General features: G+C 42.5%; 23 protein-coding genes and 1 tRNA gene. 12 read left to right on the top strand and 12 right to left on the bottom strand.

Annotation, left to right across the window (positions count from 1 at the left end; translation table 11 throughout):
• The first annotated feature begins 78 nt into the window (after positions 1 to 78).
• A complete protein-coding gene (locus tag H6G03_RS05430; RefSeq protein ID WP_190462845.1) occupies positions 79 to 339 on the top strand; it encodes a FeoA family protein in 261 nt (86 codons plus the stop codon).
• A 56-nt stretch (positions 340 to 395) separates the two neighbouring features.
• On the opposite strand, the gene H6G03_RS05425 is transcribed toward H6G03_RS05430, so the two are convergent.
• Complete coding sequence (locus tag H6G03_RS05425) at positions 396 to 605, bottom strand: TOBE domain-containing protein (RefSeq protein WP_190462894.1); 210 nt, start codon at positions 603 to 605, stop codon at positions 396 to 398.
• 950 nt (positions 606 to 1,555) lie between these two features.
• Here H6G03_RS05425 and H6G03_RS05420 point away from each other — a divergent pair.
• Together H6G03_RS05420 and H6G03_RS38695 are read left to right on the top strand one after the other, a co-directional pair.
• A complete protein-coding gene (locus tag H6G03_RS05420) occupies positions 1,556 to 2,155 on the top strand; it encodes a CBS domain-containing protein (protein WP_190462842.1) in 600 nt (199 codons plus the stop codon).
• A gap of 279 nt (positions 2,156 to 2,434) precedes the next feature.
• Entirely contained in the window at positions 2,435 to 2,569 is a 135-nt protein-coding gene (locus H6G03_RS38695; protein ID WP_255512182.1) for a hypothetical protein, read from the top strand.
• Here the strand turns inward: H6G03_RS38695 and H6G03_RS05415 are convergent.
• From H6G03_RS05415 to H6G03_RS05400, 4 genes are all read right to left on the bottom strand, one after another.
• The gene (locus tag H6G03_RS05415; RefSeq protein ID WP_190462840.1) at positions 2,549 to 3,400 is read right to left on the bottom strand and encodes an acyl-CoA desaturase; all 852 of its coding nucleotides are present in this window, start codon (positions 3,398 to 3,400) and stop codon (positions 2,549 to 2,551) included. The genes H6G03_RS38695 and H6G03_RS05415 overlap by 21 nt on opposite strands.
• Positions 3,401 to 3,605: 205 nt before the next feature.
• On the bottom strand, positions 3,606 to 5,642 hold the full coding sequence (gene bchE / locus H6G03_RS05410) for a magnesium-protoporphyrin IX monomethyl ester anaerobic oxidative cyclase (RefSeq protein WP_190462838.1): 2,037 nt from the start codon (positions 5,640 to 5,642) through the stop codon (positions 3,606 to 3,608).
• Between the two features lie 97 nt (positions 5,643 to 5,739).
• Complete coding sequence (gene hemN / locus H6G03_RS05405; RefSeq protein WP_190462836.1) at positions 5,740 to 7,137, bottom strand: oxygen-independent coproporphyrinogen III oxidase; 1,398 nt, start codon at positions 7,135 to 7,137, stop codon at positions 5,740 to 5,742.
• Between the two features lie 238 nt (positions 7,138 to 7,375).
• Positions 7,376 to 8,137: a biliverdin-producing heme oxygenase gene (locus tag H6G03_RS05400; protein WP_190462834.1), complete on the bottom strand. Its 762-nt coding sequence runs from the start codon at positions 8,135 to 8,137 to the stop codon at positions 7,376 to 7,378.
• Between the two features lie 327 nt (positions 8,138 to 8,464).
• Between H6G03_RS05400 and acsF the strand changes: the two genes are divergently transcribed.
• The gene (gene acsF / locus H6G03_RS05395) at positions 8,465 to 9,538 is read left to right on the top strand and encodes a magnesium-protoporphyrin IX monomethyl ester (oxidative) cyclase (protein ID WP_190462891.1); all 1,074 of its coding nucleotides are present in this window, start codon (positions 8,465 to 8,467) and stop codon (positions 9,536 to 9,538) included.
• Between the two features lie 187 nt (positions 9,539 to 9,725).
• Here the strand turns inward: acsF and H6G03_RS38690 are convergent, their stop codons facing one another.
• The 3 genes from H6G03_RS38690 to H6G03_RS05385 are packed head-to-tail and all read right to left on the bottom strand — an operon-like array spanning position 9,726 to position 11,330.
• Positions 9,726 to 9,857 carry a hypothetical protein gene (locus H6G03_RS38690; protein ID WP_255512181.1) on the bottom strand — a complete coding sequence of 44 codons (132 nt, stop codon included), beginning with the start codon at positions 9,855 to 9,857 and terminating at the stop codon, positions 9,726 to 9,728.
• On the bottom strand, positions 9,847 to 10,536 hold the full coding sequence (locus H6G03_RS05390; RefSeq protein WP_190462832.1) for an XRE family transcriptional regulator: 690 nt from the start codon (positions 10,534 to 10,536) through the stop codon (positions 9,847 to 9,849). The genes H6G03_RS38690 and H6G03_RS05390 overlap by 11 nt, the downstream gene beginning before the upstream one ends.
• Positions 10,533 to 11,330: a TIGR04255 family protein gene (locus tag H6G03_RS05385; RefSeq protein WP_190462830.1), complete on the bottom strand. Its 798-nt coding sequence runs from the start codon at positions 11,328 to 11,330 to the stop codon at positions 10,533 to 10,535. Before H6G03_RS05385 ends, H6G03_RS05390 begins: the two co-directional genes overlap by 4 nt.
• Positions 11,331 to 11,580: 250 nt before the next feature.
• Between H6G03_RS05385 and H6G03_RS05380 the strand changes: the two genes are divergently transcribed.
• From H6G03_RS05380 to H6G03_RS05370, 3 genes are read left to right on the top strand one after another with little or no spacing between them, the layout of a single operon-like run.
• The gene (locus tag H6G03_RS05380) at positions 11,581 to 11,766 is read left to right on the top strand and encodes a hypothetical protein (RefSeq protein WP_190462828.1); all 186 of its coding nucleotides are present in this window, start codon (positions 11,581 to 11,583) and stop codon (positions 11,764 to 11,766) included.
• Positions 11,767 to 11,799: 33 nt separating this feature from the next.
• The gene (locus tag H6G03_RS05375; protein WP_190462826.1) at positions 11,800 to 12,246 is read left to right on the top strand and encodes a Tse2 family ADP-ribosyltransferase toxin; all 447 of its coding nucleotides are present in this window, start codon (positions 11,800 to 11,802) and stop codon (positions 12,244 to 12,246) included.
• A gap of 27 nt (positions 12,247 to 12,273) precedes the next feature.
• The gene (locus H6G03_RS05370) at positions 12,274 to 12,801 is read left to right on the top strand and encodes a hypothetical protein (RefSeq protein WP_190462824.1); all 528 of its coding nucleotides are present in this window, start codon (positions 12,274 to 12,276) and stop codon (positions 12,799 to 12,801) included.
• Between the two features lie 67 nt (positions 12,802 to 12,868).
• Here the strand turns inward: H6G03_RS05370 and H6G03_RS05365 are convergent, their stop codons facing one another.
• Positions 12,869 to 13,084, bottom strand: coding sequence for a hypothetical protein (locus tag H6G03_RS05365; protein WP_190462822.1), 216 nt, complete (start codon positions 13,082 to 13,084; stop codon positions 12,869 to 12,871).
• A 122-nt stretch (positions 13,085 to 13,206) separates the two neighbouring features.
• Between H6G03_RS05365 and H6G03_RS05360 the strand changes: the two genes are divergently transcribed.
• Positions 13,207 to 13,422 (top strand): hypothetical protein, encoded by a 216-nt coding sequence (locus H6G03_RS05360; RefSeq protein WP_190462820.1) that lies wholly within the window; start codon positions 13,207 to 13,209, stop codon positions 13,420 to 13,422.
• Complete coding sequence (locus H6G03_RS38685; protein ID WP_255512180.1) at positions 13,409 to 13,534, top strand: hypothetical protein; 126 nt, start codon at positions 13,409 to 13,411, stop codon at positions 13,532 to 13,534. The genes H6G03_RS05360 and H6G03_RS38685 overlap by 14 nt, the downstream gene beginning before the upstream one ends.
• 134 nt (positions 13,535 to 13,668) lie before the next feature.
• On the opposite strand, the gene H6G03_RS05355 is transcribed toward H6G03_RS38685, so the two are convergent.
• Positions 13,669 to 13,869: a hypothetical protein gene (locus tag H6G03_RS05355; protein ID WP_190462818.1), complete on the bottom strand. Its 201-nt coding sequence runs from the start codon at positions 13,867 to 13,869 to the stop codon at positions 13,669 to 13,671.
• Between the two features lie 560 nt (positions 13,870 to 14,429).
• Here H6G03_RS05355 and H6G03_RS05350 point away from each other — a divergent pair.
• From H6G03_RS05350 to H6G03_RS05340, 3 genes are all read left to right on the top strand, one after another.
• Positions 14,430 to 15,392, top strand: coding sequence for an AAA family ATPase (locus tag H6G03_RS05350; protein WP_190462815.1), 963 nt, complete (start codon positions 14,430 to 14,432; stop codon positions 15,390 to 15,392).
• Positions 15,393 to 15,586: 194 nt separating this feature from the next.
• Positions 15,587 to 16,942, top strand: coding sequence for a DUF58 domain-containing protein (locus H6G03_RS05345; protein WP_242060305.1), 1,356 nt, complete (start codon positions 15,587 to 15,589; stop codon positions 16,940 to 16,942).
• Entirely contained in the window at positions 16,939 to 18,930 is a 1,992-nt protein-coding gene (locus H6G03_RS05340; protein ID WP_190462813.1) for a transglutaminase-like domain-containing protein, read from the top strand. The genes H6G03_RS05345 and H6G03_RS05340 overlap by 4 nt, the downstream gene beginning before the upstream one ends.
• Positions 18,931 to 18,938: 8 nt before the next feature.
• On the opposite strand, the gene H6G03_RS05335 is transcribed toward H6G03_RS05340, so the two are convergent.
• Together H6G03_RS05335 and radC are read right to left on the bottom strand one after the other, a co-directional pair.
• Positions 18,939 to 19,010 (bottom strand) — tRNA-Val (locus H6G03_RS05335).
• Positions 19,011 to 19,065: 55 nt separating this feature from the next.
• The gene (gene radC, locus H6G03_RS05330) at positions 19,066 to 19,797 is read right to left on the bottom strand and encodes a RadC family protein (RefSeq protein ID WP_190462811.1); all 732 of its coding nucleotides are present in this window, start codon (positions 19,795 to 19,797) and stop codon (positions 19,066 to 19,068) included.
• Positions 19,798 to 19,870: the final 73 nt, after the last annotated feature.

The raw sequence follows: 19,870 nt of genomic DNA, 5'->3' as shown, positions 1-19,870 counted from the left end.
TTGGATAATTTCCCATAATTAAAAAAGATTTAATTTCAGTTCGTTTAATTAAACACTTACCAAACAGAGGTGTTTTAAATGTGGAATCAAGGCTTTACAGTTTGTCTTTCTCCACTGGAGTTGCTAAAACCTGGAGAGCAGGGAATCGTGACTCGCTTTCGCGATGCAGATGAAAAGGTGCTTAACAAGCTAAATCAAATGGGGATTTGCCCCGGCGTTACTATTACGGTCGAACAGCGATTGCCTACCTTTTTAGTCAAAGCCGATCGGCATTGGCTAGAAATCGATCGAGTCCTCGCTCGATCGATTTGCGTTCGGTTAACTGATTCGCTTCTCTAAATTTACCTAACTTTAGTAGCCAACCATGACTAACTGCTAGTTTCCGTAGGTAAATTTTAATCAACCGCAACCATTACATCTGTTGACTTGATGATAGCATAAAGTTCTTTGCCTACTTCAATCCCCAGGCTTTCCCCTGAAGATTTTGTGATGATGGAAACTATTTCGACACCAGGAGAGATTTCTATGACTACTTCTGTATTAACCGCTCCTGGCGTAACCTGCTTTACCTTACCCTTGAGAGCATTACGAGCGCTAATTTTCATGTTTTTACCTACAATTTTCAAAATTTTTACGTTTTTATAATACCAGATGTTCTCTCTAGTTAGCGCCATGTAATTTAGTCAAAAGTTAAGGTTTGTTTAATTTTATTCTGCGGTCGATCGTTGCTAAATCAATTGGTAGCGTATATAGCAGAAAATCAAATGACAATCATTTACTTACTGGTCGAAAGCGCTGGTCGCCAACACCATAAAAAACATTTTCAACCATCCGAATACCTTTAGTTTTCCTGCTGAAACAGACCGGAAAATACTTTAAAATATCGTCTCTTTCCTTAGCACGTTAAACTTAATTTTGTGAGGTTATTGATGATGTCAGAGTAAAGTCTCTGCAAGCGAATATCGCCTAATTTTAGGTGTTTTGATAACTTATAGTAGGGGCAATTAAATTTTGCCTCTACTATTTACATTGGTCGTAAAATACATTAATTTTGTCTAAACATTAGATGTTTACTTTTTAATAAATATTTAAAAAAACCTAATGACAAATCCAAGACAATATGTATCAAATAAAAATTTTGTTTATTTTAATAATTATTTTATAATCTTCAGTAAAAACAGCTACAATAAGCCTGATTTTGGTGTTATTATATTTGCAGGGTTAAGTTGTTGCAATAAAAACTTGACCGAGCGCTATTAATTGAGGGAGATATTACGTGGTTTTAATCAAGTCTCCATCGAGCGATTGACAAATATGCCTAAAACCAAATATTTGTAAACAACGTGATTCTTCCTTGCTATCGAAGACAAATTCGATTCAATTTTTGCTGAAAAGCCAGTAACTGATTCAAGCTATTTTCTGTTTGAATTGGTCAATCAGTCTTCTGACAATAGCAGATTGCATCTGAGTCAAGTATGTTTTCATACTGACAAACATTGCAACAGCTTATAACCCTTTATTTGGCTGAACTCGACCAACTAAAAGGAGGACAATTATGAAGGCCAAAGATATTATGACCCAGGATGTAGCTACTGTTCGCGGTTCTGCAACTGTAGCTGAAGCCGTCAGGCTAATGAGGCTAAAAGAAGTCCGGGCGCTGATAGTAGAAGCTCGCGATTCAGAAGATGCTTACGGCATTGTTACCGAAACAGACGTTGTAGCGAAAGTCGTTGCTTATGGAAAAGATCCCAAAGATGTGCGCGTTTACGAAATTATGAGTAAACCCTGCATTGTCGTGAATCCCGACCTTAATTTGGAATATGTAGCGCGGTTGTTTGCTAATACTGGCGTATGGCGTGCGCCTGTCATTCAAGGTGACTTATTGGGTATCATTTCCGTCACCGATATTTTGAACAAAGGTGATTTCCTAGAAAACCCGAAATTGGCATATCTCGAACAAAAACTTCAGCAGGCTATCTCGAATGCTCGTTCAGCTGCCGCCAACTTTGGTAATGACTCCAAAGAAGCCACTGAAGCTTGGGATTTAGTCGATGAAATCGAAGCCGAAGCTGGTTTTTATGGCTTACCAAAACCAGAAAAAACAGCCAGGGAGCTATTCTTTGAGCGGCCAATGCAAACCGTAGCAGTCAGCTAAACAGTATCCCGGTCGAAGGAAAAAAGTAAATACTGCTTTTTTCCTTTTCTCTCCTTCCGATCGATAAGAAAGGGTCAAGAAATATTTGACCCTTCATCCTCAGTGACAATTAAGATTAAATGCTTGATGACCTAGTGGAAAAATTTGAGATTTGGGATTTTAAATTAGGCAATCCCAAATCCCAAATTTAAATTTTGTTTCGGTCAATAGACATCTCCTCCAAAAGGATCTCAAAGGCAGGCAGGATGCCTACCCCACAAGAATTTTTGGAGATATCTAATGACTAAAACGAAACCCAACATTAGACGGGTGACAAGTTGGGTTAAGCTGGCGCTTAACCCAACCTACTATTTAATTAGTTGTGCAGTATTGGAAACGGCTTTATTGCATTACTTAAAGCTTCCCGGTAGCTGAAGCAGGCGGCATCGTTACTTTCTGGGCTAAGCCTAAGTTTTTCAGCAACCAAATTGCCCACCAGGTAACATCGATTTCCCACCAGCGCCAGCCTGCTTTAGCTACGTTGGGATGCGCGTGATGGTTGTTATGCCAGCCTTCGCCATAAGTAACAATTGCTGCCCACCAAAGATTGCGAGAATTATCATTGGTTTCAAATGTCCGATATCCCCATACATGAGTAACGGAGTTAATAAACCAAGTGCTATGCCAAAGTAGAACGGCTCTCAAGAAAACACCGTAAATTATAAACGACCAGCCACCTAAGAAATAGAGCAAAATTCCTAGAGGAATTTGCAGAAAAAGATAGTAGCGATCGAGCCAACAGTAAAACGGTTCTCGCACTAAATCGGGAGCGAATCGCTTGTACTGTTCGTAGTTGAAAAATTCTTTCCTCGGAAAGATCATCCATAACATATGACTCCACCAAAATCCTTTCCGGGCGGAATAGGGATCTTTGTATTCATCCTCGGTATAGGCATGATGCAAACGGTGTCCGGCTGTCCAAAAAATCGGGCCTCCCTGAAGCGCTAATGCACCGATAAAAGCGATCGCATACTCCAGCCATTGCGGAACTTGAAAACTGCGATGACTCAATAACCGATGATAGCCCAAACAAATGCCGATACTTCCTAAAAACCAGTGCAGCAATAAAGTAACTCCTATTGCTGACCACGAGAAACACCAAAGAGCCAATAATGCGAACAGGTGTACGATCGCGAAAAAGATTACGATCGACCAATTTAAACCTGGTTGATTCTCAGGTGATGTTTGTACGGAGTCGAATGTCATTAATACTTTCCTCTACCACAAAAAAGATTTTGGATTTTAGATTTATTCATGAATAAATCTAAAACCTCTGGCTAAAATCTCAAATCAAATTGTCAGATTCGCCAGTTTCGCACCAGGGTCAGAAACCGGGTTTTTACAGTTAACTCAAGCTGAAAGGCTAAACTTTTCGTTCAAAAACCCGGTTTCTCGCCAGTAAGTCCTGTATTTATCCTGCGGTCACAGTTGTTGGCAAAAGATGCGCGATCGCAGGGTCTTGGTATTTGCCATTCCGATGTGTTATTCGTACCGCTTCTGCTAATTTTTCAATCGGAGCATTCTTGGCACAAATACCATCGACTCCCGCCGCAAGTGCATCGCACAGCACCTCTTGTCCATCGGGACTTACCAGAACCAAAATTTTGGACGGAATCACGTAAGAATTAGCTTGCACTTTACGGGCGTTGCGAATGAATTTTACCAAATCCATATCCGGTAAAGTGCTATCCACCACAGCAACATCAACATCGATCGATTCTAATAGCACTAAGCCTGTTTCCGCATTTGTGGCTTCGCTGGCAACTTCAATGCCAGTTTGCGCCCGCAGATTTACGCGCAAATCGATCCGAGTTTGTTGATCGTCCTCAATCACAGCAACTTGAATTATATCATGCTGTTGATGCGCTTTGGTATAAGTATTGCCTGACTGCAAATCGTTAGGAGCGCCACAAGCTGAAATAGTTCCCACAAAATCTATATCCGCCGGACGTTCTTGTCTCAAATTAGCCATTTGTTCGGCACTCAAAATCCTCGATTCATCAAAGCCAAACTCAATTTCCGTGTGCAAACCTTTCTGCTTAACTCGTTTGAGATTGTAGAAGCGTTTGTTAAAAGTCGTCTTCACAAATGCCCACAGACATCCTAGCAAATAGCGGCGTTTAAATGGATCTTTTTCCAACCAATACTCTAGAAATTTCCAAGAATAAAATCGGGCATAGTTGCGAAGTACGCCTTTGAGAACTTCTTCCCGCGTCATCTTTTCCGGCTTAATAATCGGCGTGACGAAGTTGTAGTGAGAATAATCGCGAATTTCAACTTTATCGGCTAAATCCTGAAACAGTTCGGAAAATGGCCAAGGCGTGTACATATTCCAATTAGTCATATCCGCCTGCCAATCCCGCGCCATCCGATAAGTTTCTTCGATCGTTTCTGGCGTTTCGGTGGGCAATCCCATGATAAATTGCACTTCTGCTAAAATGCCGTTTTCTCTTAACAGTTGTACTGCTCTTTTGTTATCTGCGATCGTAGTTTCTTTGCGGAATAAATTCAGATTTAATTGGGCGGCGGCTTCTGTTCCTAACGAAACGTGAACCAATCCGGCTTGGCGATATAAAGGCAGTTCTTTTTCATCTCGCAAAACATCGGTGACTCGCGTGTTGATGCCCCAATGTACGCCGAGATTGCGATCGATCAGTTCGCGACATAGCGCCATAAACCGAGATTTGTTGATTGTCGGTTCTTCATCTGCTAAAATAAAGAAGCCCACTTGATATTCTTTTACCAACCTTTCGATTTCATCAACGAAATGTTTGGGCGATCGAGAACGGTATTTGCGCCAGAATTTCCATTGGGAACAAAACCGACAGCGGAAAGGACAACCCCTTGAATAGTTGGGAACCGCAACTCTTGTATTGAGAGGCGTATAAATGTACTTTTCCCATTCTAAAAGACTCCAATCTGGAGTAAGCGTATTCAAATCTTTGATGGGAGGATGGGCTGGAGTTGCTACAATTTTGCCATCTTCGAGAAAAGCAATACCCAGAATATTACGGCGATTTAACAGGTCTGTACCATCTGCGATCGCACGCATTAAATTAACAGTAATTTCTTCGCCTTCACCGCGAATAATGTAATCAACCCAAGGCGCTTCGTTCAACACTTCCCGATACATATAAGTTGGGTGAACGCCACCCATAATAGTCTTTGTTTCGGGATTGATTTCTTTCACCAATCTCAGGGTATTTTGAGACTTATAAATCATCGGCGTAATTGCCGTTGCCAGAACTACATCGGGCTGATAATTGCGGATGATTTCCACTAATTCAGCATCTTCAATATAGTTAGTCATGGCATCAACAAAACGTACTTCATTGAAGCCCGCCGTCTTCAATGCGCCACCCACGTAAGGCACCCAACTGGGAGGCCAATTTCCGGCGATTTCGGCTCCCCCAGAGTGATAATTGGGTTGAATCATCAGGATACGCATTATTTATTTGCCTCCCTCATTTGATTAGTCATTAGTCAGCAGTCAATGGTCAGCGGTCATTACAACTGACTACTGACTAATGACCGCTGACCGAGAATTAAATTGCTTTGGAGAAATTGGTATTTGTTTTATGCTTCAGATAGCTATCGAAAGCAGAAGCAATATTGCGGATTAACAATCGTCCTGCTGGAGTCACTTCAATGCGATTGTGATAAAGGCGAACTAATCCATCAGCTTCCAGCTTTTTCAACTCATATCGTTCCGTGCCAAAATACTCATCGAAATCTCGATCGAAGCTGAGATGATACTTTTCTTCAAAATCATCTTTGGACAATTGGAATTGACACATTAACTCCATGATTGCCGTGCGGCGAATCACATCATCTTGACTGAGACTCACTCCGCGTTCGATCGGCAAAACGTTCTCATCAATAGCTCGATAGAAGTCTTTCAGCCGCTTGTGATTCTGAACGTAGACATCATGCAGCATACTAATAGAAGTAACGCCAAAACCGATCAAATCCGATTCCGGTTTGGTAGTATAACCTTGGAAGTTGCGATGCAGTTTTCCTTGCCGTTGTGCGATCGACAATTCATCGTTTGGTTTGGCGAAATGATCCATACCAATAAACACATAACCATTGCCGCTCAAATCCTCGATCGCCATTTGCAAAATATCGAGTTTTTCTGGCCCTTTGGGAAGTGCTTCTTGGGGAAGCCGTTTCTGTATTGGCTTCATCCAGGGTACATAAGCAAAATTAAATACAGCGATGCGATCGGGATCGAGTTTAATCGTTTTGTGGATAGTATCGCGGAACGTATTTAAGGTTTGGAAAGGCAACCCATAAATCAAGTCAACATTAACGCTTTCAAACCCCGCTTCTCGAATCCAATCCATCACATTAAATAGCAGGTCTTCTGGTTGAATGCGGTTAACTGCCTCCTGCACTTGCGGATTAAAATCTTGAATGCCAAAACTAATCCGATTGAATCCCAAATCTTTCAAAAATAGAACATATTGTCGATCTAAATATCGGGGATTGACCTCTATAGAAATTTCCGCTTTTGGAGCGAAGCGAAAATGCTGATTAATCGCTGCCCATAACTTTTCAATTTGACTCAAAGAGAGATAATTCGGCGTTCCTCCTCCCCAGTGCATTTGCTCGACCGGGCGGCGGGAATCAATCAAATCTGCCATCTGGCGAATGTGACGCACCGTATAGTCCAGATAAGGTTCTGCTACTTCTTTGCGTTGCGTAATCACAGTATTGCAACCGCAGAAATAACAAGGCGTTTCGCAAAACGGGATATGACAGTAGAGAGATAATGGCGTTTTTTTATAATTACCGACTGCAATCCCAGCTCTGAAATCGACTAATTCAAACTCAGGTTTCAGCTCTGTCGCCGGCGGATAACTGGTGTAGCGCGGTACAGCTTGGTCGTATTTGCGGAGTAATTCTGAGTCAAATTGAACGGTGGGTAGCGAGAAGCTCATGCGCTGGAGTTCCTTTCTTGTTTGGTAGACTTCAGAACCGGGTTTTTATAGCTAGGGACTGGGGGTTAGGGGTTAGGGGTTAGGGGTTAGGGGCTAGGGGAATAATAGCTTCGAGTCAAGGGTTTCAGAAATTAAGAACGTTCTAATTGCCTTGGCGGTTGCTATCAACCCAAAATGTAAGTTTTGAGGCTGAGTCGAAAGCAAAAAACCCGGTTTATAACTTGGTGCAGTAACTAAATTAAATGCTGTGTTGAAGCACGGGAGCTTCGCTGACGGAATTGTGCGGAACTCGCTCTGTGCTACCCGGTCTATCCTGACGGGTGAGCAGATCGAATACGTGTTCGCCAATGGCAGCTTTTACATCGTCTTCCAATTCGTGAACAACATCGCGATTGAGTTGAAAAGCATAATTAGCTTCGTCTACAATGCGTTGAATTGTTGCTTCTTCAAGCGGTAAGGAATTGAGTGCAAGCCGATATTTTTCCTTAAATTCTCGTCGGGCTTCTGGGGTGGCAATTTGCTCGAAATCATGCAATCCAGTACCTATATCGGCAGGCAAATTTAGGGCCGATCGCACAATATTTTTCAATGCCTGACCGCCGGACAAATCGCCCATATAACGGGTGTAGGCGTGTGCGATTAAAAGTGCCGGATCGGTATTGGCGATTTCGTTTAGGCGATCGACATAAATCTTACCAGCAGGTAAAGGAGTAATTTCCTCGCGCCAATTTTCACCGTAGTAATATGCTAAATCTTTTTCCAGATTGGCCGTGCGGTTGAGTTCCGGGAAATATATCCCTCCTATTCCTGGATGCTCCAGATGCTGCCGCAGCGCTTCTTCCAACGTACTGTAAACATAATACAGATTTGCCAGCAACTTGCGAAATGGCTCCCGCTCTACAATCCCTTTCAGGAAGCACTTCATATATGCCGTGTTTTCCGCGACGGTGTGGGAATGTTTTGTACCTTCTCGCAGGCGGCTGGCTAAATCGTGGCTCATGTTGAGTTCCCTCATTCTTAAGAAATTGTTTTCTTGGCGATACCTGTGAGCGCAATGTGCAGTAACATCGTCGAGCAGGCACGCTTCAGTTCAATTAAACGGCTCTTGCATACTATATAGCTATCGAGCTATGAATGCGATCGAGAGTTTGTATAACTTAACAAAGTCTGTTTGCATAGAAACCCGGTTTCTTCAAGAAACCGGGTTTCTCCGGGTTTCTGGACTGGGCGAGAGGAAGTTTATTACTTTTTTTGAAGAGTCTGTTCAAGAAGCGGCAAGTGTTATAACTTAATAGCTATGAAGTTTCAAGGGAACCGATCGCACACTATGGTTACTTCTGTGCCAAAGCCCACTCTGGATGTATCCGAAAGCAAAACGAAGGCGCTCAAAGAAAACATCCTCACGCCCCGCTTTTACACGACAGACTTTGAAACGGCGGCAAAGCTGGATTTGTCAGCCCAGGACAGCGAATTTCAGGCAATGCTGGCAGAAATGCGGGCGGATTACAATCGGCATCACTTTGTCCGGGATGAGACGTTCGATCGCTCTTGGGAAAACCTGACTGGAGAAGCCAGACAAGCATTTATCGATTATTTGGAGAGGTCTTGCGTTTCCGAGTTTTCCGGCTTTCTGCTATTTAAGGAACTCTCGCGCAAACTCAAGGATCGCAATCCCGTACTCTCCGAGATGTTTCACCTCATGGCGCGAGATGAAGCCCGTCATGCGGGATTCCTCAACAAAGCAATGGGCGATTTTGGCTCGACGATGGATTTAGCCTACTTGACAAAAAATCGAGTTTATACATTCTTCCCGATCGAGTGGGTAATTTACACAGTTTATCTATCAGAGAAGATTGGTTATTGGCGTTACATCATTATTTATCGCCATTTAGAAAAACATCCCGAAAATCAGTTTTATCCGCTATTCCGCTACTTTGAAAGCTGGTGTCAGGACGAAAACCGCCACGGAGATATTTTCAAAGCATTATTGCGATCGCAACCCAAACTCTGGCAAACTTGGCAATCTCGGTTATGGAGTCGCTTTTTCCTACTGACAGTATTTGCGACCCATACCCTCACCGTTCACGAACGCACTGGTTTTTATAACGTGCTGGGAATCGATGCAACCGAATTCGATCGGGAAGTCATTCGCAAAACCAACGAAACAGCAGCGCGTGCATTCCCATCAGTTCTCGACACCGAACATCCACAGTTTTTCGATCGCCTGCATCGCTGTTCCGATCTAAACTTGCAAATGTCCGAGATCGATCGGAGTTCTCAACCCAAATGGGTGAAAAAGTTGCGTAAATTACCATTGCAACTATCAATTATCGGTCATTTGGTGCGGATTTATCTGACCAAAGGGATTGACGCAGAAGCACTGAAAGGAACAGTGCGGTAATTTAGAAACCCGGTTTCTTGAAGAAACCGGGTTTCTGTGGTTTAGTTTTTTGGGGAGGGGAGAAGGGCGATCGTTTCCTTCATCAAATATAAGCTTCAACCTCCATTTTCAATTCTTGATGATAAGTGATCTAAATCAAGCGGATCGCTCTCAACATAATCCTTTGCTGTCATATCTTCCAGAGACACTACAAATCCTTCTGACGTTGAGGATCGAAGCGGTAGACAAACCAATTTTCCCCAAGCACGCAATCACCCTGACACCAATCTTTCAGAGCAGTATCTACTTCCTGAATCCAAACATCACGCTCATTGTTCACTACTGTTTCTTCGACTCCTTGCTGCTCTCGCTGGTCTAGATTTTCCTACCTCACGATGAATAGAATCTGGGAGCGCATCAACTAAATCTGCTGGATTTTGTGGCATACGTGACATTCGTGCTTCTTCCGATAAAGGCACTAATTCTGGTTTGACAGCAGCATTACCAGCACCAATAATTTGTTTAACTTCTTCGTGTTTACCTAGCGCCAATAAATCAATAAGAGGTCTACCATCACTACCGGGTTTCAATAACAAACTGCGATTGAGATTTGCACTTCCTCGATCGATATATTGAATCGTACCCAAAAGCCGATTTAGGTTTTCTTCGTTAAAGCGAGATAGCGGTTGTCCGCTTGCCCAAAAATGAAGACTTCGGCGTGAAACATGGAAAATTTTAGCCAGTTGCTCCCAAGTTAACCCACTCAATCTTCTCAGTTCATTAAGGGCTTTCTGCGTTACTTGTGGAGAACTGGTTGATGGTAGAGTAACGCCACTTGTGGTCATTTCCCAAGCAGCTAATAAATTGCGATCGCTTGTTATTGTGGAAGTGGTTGTGTTAGAACGAGACAGGAAAATACTACAGCCAATAAAGGGATGAGTATCTAAATTCCGCATCGCTCCCAGTGCAGAAGTACTCGATAACCGCTCATCCGGTTTTTTACCTAAAAGAGTAGTCATAATTCACCCCCAAAGCGTCGCAAAAATTCATCATTGACTACCCATCGAAAGAAAGTATAAATCCTTTCGGCAAACCGATTTGATTCACTCATTAACTCCTCAATGCTAAATTCTCTATTTTTGGAAAGGGACATATCTAAATCGAGTATCCAGCTAGGTTCGGGAATAGGTTCGATCGCATCTGGATCGAAAGTAGCACCAGCCGGAATAATTCCCCATCTAGCGATAATTTGTTCACCTCCCTCTGGCATGATAAACAAAGATTCATTAATAGTTTGCTGAACATATTCTCTAAACTCTGTGGCAGCAATGCCAGCTATTTCAGGTTTGACGAGCGATCCGATATCTTTGGCATCTTGTCCAACTAATCGATCGATATATCGCAACCCAAATCGTTCAATAATTTGGGGATTAAAACTATTATTAAGTGCTACAAGTACGCTTTCTAAACGTTCTAAAAAATCACGACGACTTGAGTAAGCAGTTGTTTCAAGTGCAACAAAGTTAGGTGCTAATGAAACTCGCCAATTGTTTGTTAGATCTACAAACCGCCAAGTTAATTGGGGTGCAATTTGCATAACACCTTGAGAACCAAAAACTAAACCCTGAGTTTGTTCTGGTTGAAGGATGGGATATTTTTCTCGAATGGCTTCTTGAAATGAAGCTACAAAATCTTTCTTTTCGATCGAAAGAATAGGTGGAAAGCGTACCTGTGCGATCGCTCGAATCAGAGGTGCTTTTTTTAACGGCACTTCTTTAGGTGGCTGTGCGATGAGTGGGTTTGTATTAACCACTTTCTACATCCTTGGTGGGGCTTTCAGGGGAATTGAGCATAGTCAGAGACGAGAGATAATACCTATCGTTCTCTATAATTATTGTAATGCAAGAGTGTGAAGTATAGTGTGAAGTTGGAAAAGTGTTTTTTTCGGAGAGGGCTGAAAACCTCTCTGGGCAAGGAAAAGAGGTGAATGAACTAAAAAGCTGATTCTGGGGCGATCGCGATCGAGTTCGATCTACTGTTGAGGCAACTAGGTCAATTTGGTGATGGAAGTAGCGATCGAATCTGAGATTGCACCACTAAAAACTGATGCTGATGGCGTAGTTCGGGTAAGGGAAAGCCGTGTTATATTAGATACTATTGTTGCCGTTTTTCAGCAAGGAGCAACAGCAGAAGGAATAGGCGATCGCTTATCCATCTCTATACTGAAATTAGCTGGCAAATCCTTATGATTAGTTTGGCGAGCGCAAAGTTATTTTTGGCAGATGGCTAAACTCTACTACCGAGGGATGGCAGAGGAAAACGGTAAACCTAAAGTAGGGCGTAGCGCTCGATTATTAGGAGTTCGACCTGGTATTGATATTGATGTAGAACAAATGCCTAGAAATTGGCTTGACGAAAATGGATATTTGCGATCGGAAATAGACCAAAATTCTACCGATCGACCTGTAGCTGTCGCAATTAGAAATACAAAGGGAATGTCTACTTCGCTTTCAATCGAAAGTCTACCAGCTTTTAGAAGACCCGATAAATTTGGCGGCAAAGGAAAAGATCCCGTCTGGCAAATTGAAGATAGCAAAATCACCGGAGATTTGGAAGCAGTTCAGGACAGCCCAACTCATGTAAGTATCTTGCCCAAGACTACAATGTTATTAGAGAAATACGAGGCTGCACTGGCAAATACTCAAAACGATTGGGAAAAAGTTAAATGAGTCGAGGGAATCAAAAGGAGAACAGCAATGTCATGGATATTTAGTTTGTCGGCTGAATGTGGTACAGAACAGACTGCCGCTGAGGAGTTTTCTCGCCATTTCGAGCGAGTTTCTTTGATTTTTTCAAATAAGAACCAATCTCAATGTCAAACGGGAATTTTTCAGGATATCGAGGATAATTGGTGGTGTCGAGTTTCTCCTAGCGGCATAAGTGAAGTGGGAATAGACACACCTGAAACCGCTTATATTATGACAGAAATTGGTATTCTGCTCTATCAACATTTACGGTTTGCTCCCAAGTTTCGGTATGCTTTAGTTGGTTTAGAAGTAGACGAGTTTAGAACCTATAGCGAGTTACTTGCAGAAACTTCTTTTCAATCTTTTCCTGGCTTAGTTTTAGCTGAAACAATTTGGCAGGAAATTGGATCGCCTCCAACATTTCGATCGTTCAGTTCGGGATATGTTTGGCAACCATACCAGGGTGAAGTTTATCAACCGCTAATGGTATCTTCAGATTTGAAAAACAAACTCGATGAATTGCTGAGTGTGGGGTAAATGCTACGGACGAAACCCAACTTCCCCCAGTGCAGTGTCAGCACAGATAAAAGGATATCTTTCAGCGTTACTCATGGTCTTGAGATTTGCTATCTTGCAATACTTTGAGCATAGTATTTGCTGCTTCAAACGCATCGTAAGGCGACAAAATAGGATACGATCGGTCAGGTTTGATGAGGTCTGTTTCTTGTTGGGCTAATTCAGAGATCGAAACCTGCATTATGTAGAGTTTATCTGCACGGGTAAGCCGTTGTATACTGGTAAGTAATTCTGGTGAAACCATCTATTGCGTCGGTTGGTCAGGTACATCTATCTATTATATAATTGTTGCACATTACTAGGATAGAGATCGCCTATCTTTGCTGGAATAGCCTACAAAGATTTTATGCCAAAGGATGTAGTTTAATGGCAATAATTGTTACCCTCAGCCCAGAATTAGAAGCGCGACTCCGCGATAAGGCTGTTCGGCAAGGTCAAGATGTCAATCTGCTTGCATCTGAATTGTTAGCTAACGTCCTAGAGTGGGAAGCGCAAGACTCAGAAGCAGCAATAAAGGGGATTCAACAAGGATTAGAGGATTTTGAAACAGGTCGGTTCCGGTCTTTTGATGAATTATGCTAATCCAGGTCGCACAGCGCCAGCAGCTCAACAATGCAGCGCAGCGGAGAGAATAAAAACGATCGCCGATCGTGCAGAGGTGATGAGCAATCGATCGCATCGTTTCCGACTATGAATTGCCACAATTCATCAGACGCCCAGCCAAAATAGCTGAGCTTACAGTTATTCAGAATTATTAATAGTACTTAACAAAACTGAGAGTGTGGATCGCGTCGGAAACGATTTTTAAGGTTAGATTCGGTGTTGCCTTTATTTTAGTAACCTTGTCACGCGGACGTCGTATTCACAACCTTGTGGATGCTCGCTTTTAGCTTGGGCTAGTGCCATATTATCAGCTAAAGCTTTAGATTCTGCATCGATTTCGTACCTTGTTGTTCCGCAGCGAAAGGCATTGGTGCTTGGTGCAGAGGATTCTCTGATATCGACCAATACCTCATAAGTGTGAGCCATTTTGGGCCTCCTCGTTTTATCTGCAAACGATGGAATACAGAAATTAGTATATGAACTTAAAGTGGCTTTAGTCGTCAAAGCAATACAATTCTTATTACATTTTCCCGAACATACTATTATTCAATCACCTTAAACGCCGTCAAATCGAGGCGGAGAGTGGGAGAATGTTGTCCGATCGTCTTGCGATCGCACTGAGGGGTCTAACCCCCCATCGCGATCGAAAGTATCATCCAGCACTTATATCGTGTTTGTTTGCATTACTTTGTGTATTAGAAATCTCCAAAAATTCTTGTGGGGTAGGCATCCTGCCTGCCCTTTGAGATTCTTTTGGAGGAAAGATCTATTGAGATCGCGCTTGCGGATCGATCGCCATTCACAACAATGCACAATAACCCTATTTTATTGGTGCGATCGCTCCCATACTGGGCATTATTCAAAGTTTTGCTACATCCGACTTCCGGAAGGATTAAATCAGCCTTATAATAACCTTATCCCAGCTAAAGTAAGCACCCGAATCTCAATCGCCAAATTTCCCAAAAATATTGCGATCGCGAACAAAAATGGATAATGCCAACTACTCCAATAATACCTTATCTGGCAAAGAAATTTATGAAAAAATTTGTCACAATATTCAAAAGGTGATGAAAGGGCAATCAACAGCAATCAGAAAGCTGTTGTCAGCCTTTGCTAGTGGCGGTCACGTTCTCCTAGAAGATTATCCCGGAACAGGTAAAACCACCTTAGCCAAAGCATTAGCATATTCCGTCGATGTCAGCTTCAAACGCATTCAATTTACACCAGATCTGCTACCATCAGATATATTAGGAATTTCGATGCTAGATCCGAGCGATCGCACCTTTCATTTCCACGAAGGGCCGATTTTTGCTCATGTTGTCTTAGCTGACGAAATCAATCGCGCTTCACCGCGCACTCAATCGGCGCTATTAGAAGCAATGGCAGAATTTCAAGTCAGCGTTGATGGAAATGTCCGCAAACTTAAAGAGCCATTTTTTGTCATCGCTACTCAAAATCCCGTCGAATCTCGCGGGACTTACCCGCTTCCAGAAGCCCAAATGGATAGATTTGCGCTGCAATTTAGTTTGGGATACATATCGCCGGAAGATGAGGTAAATTTACTTTCAGATCAAATTCAACAACATCCGATCGATACCATTCAACCTTGCGTTGACCTCCAAGATATCATAAAATTAAAACAGCAGGTCAAACAAGTTAGGATTAGTGAAGAATTAAAACGGTATCTTGTCGATATTGTCAATGCTACTAGGTCAGCAGAAGGCGTACAATTAGGTGCAAGTCCTAGAGGTTCTCTCGCCTTAATGAAAATTGCCCAAGCATTAGCTTTGTTCGATGGCTATGAATTTGTCACGCCAGAACATATTCAAGAATTGGCGGTAGCAGTAATTGCACATCGGTTAGTTATGGAACCCCAAGCGCGTTTCTCTGGGAAAACCGCCGCCGGAGTTGTGGAAGAAATACTCAAATCTCTACCTGTTCCCACTTGAGTGAAATTAGGAAATCGGTTTATGTCCAAATTTAGGGTAGGGGCGAAGCATTCGGGCGACAATTTATTGCACAAAACCCAAGATTTTCTGTCCGAATGCTTCGCCCTTCCAAGGGTTTGTTGGGATAAAGAGCGCTAAAGCGCAACAACGTACCTTTAAAACAGGTTTATAGTCGTGGATAAGGAGACAATCAAATGACAATGAAACGTTTTCTTTATCGACTTTTCCATTTCACTTATGCACTCGAACAATCGCGCCGCAGACGATTGACAACCAGTGGAGTAATAATTTTATTATGTTTGATTATCTCAGCCACGCTTGGCTTAGATACCAATCAAAACTTAACTTATCAGATATTTACTTTCCTTTTATCAATCCTCATCATATCAATTGTTTCCAGTCGGTTTTTTACCTTCCGTTTCAGTGCAGTTCGGATTCTCCCCCGATTCGCAACAGTTGGCGTCAACCTCAAGTACCGCATTGTCATTCACAACAAAACCAACAAAATCCAAAACAACCTGCAATTATTGGAAAGTTTTGCCGACCCCCGTCCCACTTTTCCAGAATTTATCGCCACACCGGAACCTGAAGAAGAAAAACGGAATGCTTTTGATAGATATGTGGGATATTATCGCTGGGTGTGGTTGATTGCGAGGAAACGAGTAGCGACAGCGAAAGCGATAGATTTACCTCCGCTTCCACCCAACAGTAAAACCGAAATCGTCTATGAGATTGCACCTGCTTATCGAGGCGTGATTCGGTTTGCTGATTTAACAGTTATTCGACCCGATGTTTTTGGTTTATTCAATGCTTGTGTAACCAATCATTTACCGCAATCTTTGTTAGTTTTGCCCAAATTATACAACGTACCACCGATTAAACTTCCCGGCGCGAGGAGATATCAATCTGGTGGTGTGGCGTTAGCTTCATCGGTGGGAGATTCAGAGGAATTTCGGTCTTTGCGAGAATATCGTCCGGGAGACTCCCTGCGAAAAATTCACTGGAAAAGTTGGGCGAAAGTTGGTAAACCAATTGTCAAAGAAGAACAAGATGAATTTTTTGTCCGCCACGCGCTGATTTTAGATACATTTCAAAGCGTTAAGTATAGTCAAATCTTAGAAGAAGCAATAGCAATAGCCGCTTCTTTAGCCTGCGAAGTGCAAACTCAAGAATCCTTATTAGATTTGATGTTCGTCGGACACGAAGCTTATTGTTTTACCTTTGGTAGAGGCTTGAGTCATACCGACAAAATGCTGGAAATTCTCGCTTCTGTTGTCGCTTGTCGGGATAAATCTTTTGATGCGATTATTCCTGTAGTGATGGAGAGGGTTTCGCTATTGAGTGGCTGTATCTGCATCTTCCTCTGTTGGGATGATGACCGAAAAAGGTTAGTTAATTATCTGAGTGGGATGGGTATTCATAGTTTAGTCTTAATTTTAACAGATGCAGATAAAACAAACAACTTCGATCGCGAATCAATGCCAGATGGAATGGCAACTTTCCGCATCTTAAACTTAGGCAAAATCCAAGAGGAATTAATGCAGTTATGAAAACACCAATGCTTCTGCTGGGTGCAGGTTTAATCTTTTGGGGTTGGCAAACGGGAATGTGGATTTTTGCCATACCGATGGCTATCCTTATCGAAGGTTCTCGCTTCATTTCCTGGCGGTGGGATTTCTCCAAAGCTGATGTGCGTCGCATAGCGAATTTATGTCTGATTGTTCTAATTTTTATATCTATTTTTCTGCTGATTCAAAATCCCACTTTTTACTTCGTCTATACTCTTTTCCAGTGGCTTCCGGTTGTCTCGTTCCCACTGCTGGCTACTCAAAGTTACTCGCTGGAAGAAAAAATTGATATAACGACACTTTTTCTTTTATTCAACGAAGAAGAAACGAACAAAAATAAACGATTTACCATTAATATCAGCTATCTCTATCTCGCTATTTGTATTTTAGCAGCTAGTAACGCCAATGTTAGGGATATTTATTTTTATATTGGGATGTTTGTGCTGTTAGCGATCGCACTTTGGTCAGTCCGGTATAAACGATTTTCGCCGATGCTTTGGCTGTGTTTCATTCTAACTGCTGGAAGTATTGGATTTATCGGACAACTGGGATTGCATCAACTCCATCTTACCATAGAAGACCGGGTGGCGACATGGTACAGCAATGGTAACGAATTAGAGACAAATTCATTGAAGAAACAAACGAATATAGGAGATATTGGGGTATTGAAGCGATCGAATGAAATTGCGTTCCGAGTCGCTACGGAAAATCAACAAAATTTTCCCCGATTGTTGAGGGAAGCAACTTATAATAAGTATAAAGCTTCCATGTGGGTAGCAGCTAAACCGAATTTTACTTCCGTACAACCTGAGAAAGATGGTACGAGTTGGCGTTTGGGAAATCAACCCGCGAATCATTCTACAATCACTATTTCTACTACTCTGCGTGGCGGTCAAGGTTTATTAACGCTACCAGATGGAACATTTGAAATAGACGAATTACCAGTCAGTCGGATGGAGAAGAATAAGTATGGTGCGGTGAAAGTAGCTGGAAAAGTTAATAATATAACTTACGATATCCATTTTAATCATAATTTTTCTTTAGATAACTCACCAACAGAAGACGATTTGCAAATACCCGATCCAGAAAAGCCAGCACTTAATCAAATCCTTCGCCAACTGGATATCCAAGGTAAATCACCGCCAGAAATAGTAAACCGCGTCGATAAGTTTTTCCTGAAAAACTTTACTTATTCTCTCCAATTGGCTGGCAAAGAAAATCATGCAACTCCAATATCAACATTTTTACTGAAAACTCGCGCCGGACATTGCGAATATTTCGCGACTGCAACTACGCTTTTGTTGCGTGCAGCAGGTATCCCAGCGCGTTATGCGGTCGGTTATTCCGTTCGCGAATTTAGCAGTTTAGAAAATCAATATATTGTGCGAAGTCGCCATGCTCATGCTTGGACAATGGTATATTTGAATAAGAGATGGCAAATCTTAGATACAACGCCTGCGGATTGGACAAGCATTGAGGATGCAAACGCTTCTAAATTTGGATTTATTTCCGATTTATGGTCGCTGTTCACTTTCAAATTAGGAACTATCATCGGTAGTCAGGCTTTACAATATGGATGGTGGCTGATTTTGCCGTTGATATTAATTCCGATGTGGAGATTTGGTAATAAAAAAGGCGTGCGCCGTTTATCTGCAAAACGGATATTGCCGAAAGCAAAGGCTAAATCTGATTTGGTTACAAAGGATTCCGAATTTGCTGTAATCGAAAAAGCTTTAAATGAGTTAGGATTAACCCGTCACCCGTCCGAGTCTTTAAAATCCTGGATTAAACGGATGAAAGAGGAGTCAGCCGCATCTGACTTAATTGATGATATAATACCAATAGTCGAGCTTCATTACCGCGATCGCTTCGACCCCGCCGGTATTAAAGAGACGGAAAAAACTATCTTAAAATCTTCGATTCGATCGTGGCTAGACAAATATTATCCAGCCGAGGTTGGTAAAAAATGATTTTCAAATGGGCGATACTGGATTTGAACCAGTGACCCCATCCGTGTGAAGGATGTGCGCTACCACTGTGCTAATCGCCCGCGAATTTTTAATATAACACAGGTAGCGCCAATCTACAATCGGCAGCCAAAAATATCAATCACCTTGCGGGTACTCATCCCACAATCCAGTTGTTTCTCGCAAACTTAAATGGTCTCCATTGCCCAAAATCAAATGATCCAGCAGCGGTATCCCTAAAAACTGCGCCCCTACTAATAGCTGCTTTGTCAAATTAATATCTTCCTGACTCGGATCGACGTTGCCGCTGGGATGATTGTGCGCTACTATGACTCGCGTGGCTCCCTGGCGAATGACTTCCCGAAAAATCTCTCGCGGATGGGCTAATGTTTCTGTGGCTGTGCCGATCGTAATCACTTGAGTGCCCATCAACCTATTCTTGACATCCAGCAGCAAGATTGCAAAACGTTCCTGTTGCTGCCACATCAGGTCGTTACTCAAAGCAGCCGCAGCAGCGGCGGGACTTTCCACAGCTGTGCGATCGAGCGGTCGCGACGCAAAAGCTCTCTTTCCCAATTCGATCGCCGCTAAAATCGTCGTAGCTTTCGCAGGCCCAATGCCGGGAATCTTCATCAATTCAGCAGCGCTGATATCCCGCAACACCGCCAGCGGATCGCGCCCGTGTTGACTCAATTGTTGCAAAATATATTGTCCTAAGCCTACCGCAGAAAGTTTTCCCGGCCCCTGACCCGTACCGAGTAAAATCGCTATCAGTTCGGCAGTCGCAAGATTTTTAGGGCCATGAGTCATTAACCGCTCTCGCGGACGCTCGCTGGTGGGTATATCTGCAATGCGGAGGCAATAGGTCATAGATAGCACCGGCAATTCTGAAACACAAATATAACTACAGATGGTTGCGGTATTTAAATAAAAGATAATAAGC

Origin of the sequence: Aerosakkonema funiforme FACHB-1375 (assembly GCF_014696265.1) — a bacterium.
Classification (GTDB): Bacteria; Cyanobacteriota; Cyanobacteriia; order Cyanobacteriales; family Aerosakkonemataceae; genus Aerosakkonema; species Aerosakkonema funiforme_A.
The sequence above is the reverse complement of the archived record's forward strand: the minus strand, read 5'-3'. Positions and strand labels throughout refer to the sequence as shown.